Origin of the sequence: Zavarzinia sp. (assembly GCF_041650655.1) — a bacterium.
Lineage (GTDB): Bacteria > Pseudomonadota > Alphaproteobacteria > Zavarziniales > Zavarziniaceae > Zavarzinia.
In genome coordinates this window covers 1-2822 of the sequence record NZ_JBAZKR010000252.1, presented here as the reverse complement: position 1 = coordinate 2822, position 2822 = coordinate 1, and the positions used below count along the sequence as shown (strand labels likewise).

Genomic DNA, 2822 nt, shown 5'->3' with positions numbered 1-2822 from the left:
CGTCGTTCGGCCTCAGCGAGTTTCACGACCTTCTGCGCGACGAGACGGTGACGGTCAAGATCATCGAAGCTCGCGTCGTACCGGCCGGACCACGCGCCGCTGCTAGTCTCGACGTGCCCGACGGCACCCGGGTGGTGTCGATCCGGCGGCTCCTGCTCGAAGACGAGGAGCCGCTCATCTACCATCGTGAGTCGTTGGTCTACGACCCGACGCGGCCAATCGTCGAGGCCGAGCTCGACGTGACCGCCCTGAGAGACATGTTCGAGGGCGGCGCCGGCAGCGGCCCCAAGCGCGGTGAGCTCATCATCCACGCCTCGGTGCTCACTCAGGACGAGGCGATGTACCTCGCGGCGCCACCCGCCTCGGCAGCCTGGGTGCTCGAACACATCTTCTTCGACTACGACGAGACGCCCATCAGCTGGGGTCGCTTCGTGTGCCGCGGCGACCGGCTGCAGTTCAGGGCCAGTGTCGGCGTGCAGGCTCCCGGCGACCAAGAAGGACGACGGAGGACGCGCGGATGACCGGGAACCTCGATCTCGATCCGACTTCGCTCTCGGGCCGCGTTGCCGCGCTCGACGAGCAGGGGGCGCTCGACGCCGTGACCCTGCGTGTCACCAACGGCGACGACCCGCTGGCGATCATCGAGGAGTGCCAACTCGGCATGCGCTACGTGGGCGACCACTACCAGTCCGGCAAGTACTTCATCTCGGGGCTCATCATGGCCGGTGAGATCTTTCGCGAGGCGATGCTCATCCTCGGGCCGCTGCTTCCCGAGGCCGGGTCCTCGAATGACGGCGTCGGCAGCGTGATGCTGTGCACGGTGCGTGGCGACATCCACGACCTGGGCAAGAGCATCGTCGCGATGATGCTCAGCTCGTACGGGCTCGTGGTCCACGATCTCGGCGTCGACGTAGCACCGGCCGAAGTGGCTCGTCGGGCTCGCGAGCTACGCCCCGACATCGTCGGCCTTTCGGGGCTTCTCACCGTGGCCACGGAGGGCATGAAGGCGACGGTCGTCGAGCTTCGCAAGACCTCCGCGGAATTGGGCCGCCAATTGCCGGTGATCATTGGCGGCGGCATCGTCAACGAGCAGACCTGCAAATGGGCGGGCGCCGACCTGTGGGCGAACGACGCCGCGCAGGGCGTGCGGCTCATCCGCGAGATCGTAGCCGCCGGGCGCCGCTGACCGAGTGTCGCGCCCGATCGCGACCCGCCGGGCCATCTCGCTCCCCCCTCACTTTTGGGTCGCCACTTGACAGCATGCGGCAGGCGCTTCAGACTGCCCCATCATCTCTTCCGAATCGGAAGAGTCACCAAAGGAACCTACGCAAGGAGGCGCCAGACGATCTGATCCGCACCACCGCCGAAGCCGCCGCCGTCGCCTCAGCCGCGGCCTCCGGCCCGCACATACGCGCTCTGTGAGCGCCCCGAACCCAAGGCCACAAAAGGATGACTACTATGAAGAGCTCCGGGCCTGGGTCCGCAAGCAACTTGTGGGCCAACACGCCCGCCACGATCATTCGTGGTGGCACTACAGAGACTCATGCGCATACCGCGCCCTCACTCAAGTCGCTCTGGGCGCGGCCCTCGTTCATTGGAGCCTGCCTCAAGGCTCTCCTTCTCGCCGCCATTCTCACTCTGCTCTTCGCAGGACTCGCCTACGCAGGCGACGCGAGCGGCAGCGCCACCGGAGGCGTCGCGGATGTCACCGCCAAGGTCGCCGGCCGGCCGAGCGCCGCCGAGACGGCGGCCGATCTGGGTCACGTCAAGACCTCCCTCAACCTCTTCTTCCTCATCTTCGGCGGCTCCCTCGTGTTCTTCATGCAGGCGGGCTTCGCCATGGTGGAGACCGGCTTCTGCCGCTCCAAGAACGCGGTGCACGTGATCATGACGAACTTCGTGATCTTCGCCATCGCCATCGTCTCGTACTGGGCCGTGGGCTTCGCCCTCCAGTTCGGCGGCGTCGGCACGCTCACGACGCTCGGCGCGACGCAGCCGCTCTCCGGTTTGGCAGAGCTCGCCCCGGGGTGGGGGGTGATCGGCCACGAGGGCTTCTTCCTCGCAGGCCGCAGCTACGATGTCGCGATCATTGGCTTCTTCTTCTTTCAGCTCGTCTTCATGGACACCGCCGCAACCATCCCCACAGGCGCCATGGCCGAGCGCTGGAAGTTCTCGTCGTTCATCGTGTACGGCTTCTTCATGGCCGCGATCGTCTATCCCATCTACGGCAATTGGGTGTGGGGCGGCGGCTGGCTGAGCGCTCTGGGCCGCAACCTCGGTCTGGGCCATGGCTCTCTGGATTTCGCCGGCTCGGGAGTCGTCCACGCCGTGGGCGGCTTCTCGGCGCTCGCCGGGGCGCTGGTCCTTGGGCCACGCATCGGTAAGTTCGCCAAGGACGGCCGGCCGCGGGTGATCCTCGCGCACAATCTGCCGCTCGCCATCCTCGGCGTGATCATCCTCGTCTTCGGCTGGATCGGCTTCAACGGCGCTTCCACGCTGGCGGCGACGGATCTGCGCTTTACCGTGGTGATCGTGAACACGTTCATCGCCAGCGCGTTCGGATGTCTGGCAGCGATGTTCCTGGTCTGGAGACGTTACGGCAAGCCTGACCCGTCCATGGCGGCCAACGGCATGCTGGCCGGTCTGGTCGCCATCACCGCACCGTGCGCCTTCGTCAGCACGCTCGGCGCGGCGTTGATCGGCACGGTGGCCGGCTTGCTCGTCGTCGTCGCCATCGTCTTCGTCGAGGGCCGCCTCAAGGTCGACGACCCTGTGGGAGCTGTCTCCGTCCACGGTGTCAACGGGCTGTTGGGTCTCATCGC

General features: G+C 66.6%; 3 protein-coding genes. All 3 read left to right on the top strand.

Annotated elements, in window-relative coordinates; all coding sequences use genetic code 11:
* Nucleotides 1–521 (top strand): GntR family transcriptional regulator (locus WC493_RS23095; RefSeq protein ID WP_373068973.1); only part of this gene is annotated, 521 nt, incomplete at its 5' end.
* Nucleotides 518–1186: a B12-binding domain-containing protein gene (locus WC493_RS23090; protein WP_373068971.1), complete on the top strand. Its 669-nt coding sequence runs from the start codon at nt 518–520 to the stop codon at nt 1184–1186. The genes WC493_RS23095 and WC493_RS23090, both read left to right, overlap by 4 nt.
* A 272-nt stretch (nt 1187–1458) precedes the next feature.
* The coding region (locus WC493_RS23085; RefSeq protein ID WP_373068969.1) for an ammonium transporter at nt 1459–2822 on the top strand (1364 nt) is incomplete at its 3' end.

Coding starts and splice junctions, on each gene's coding strand:
- WC493_RS23090 (WP_373068971.1), top strand. CDS start 518: ATGACCGGGAACCTCGATCTCGATCCGACTTCGCTCTCGGGCCGCGTT.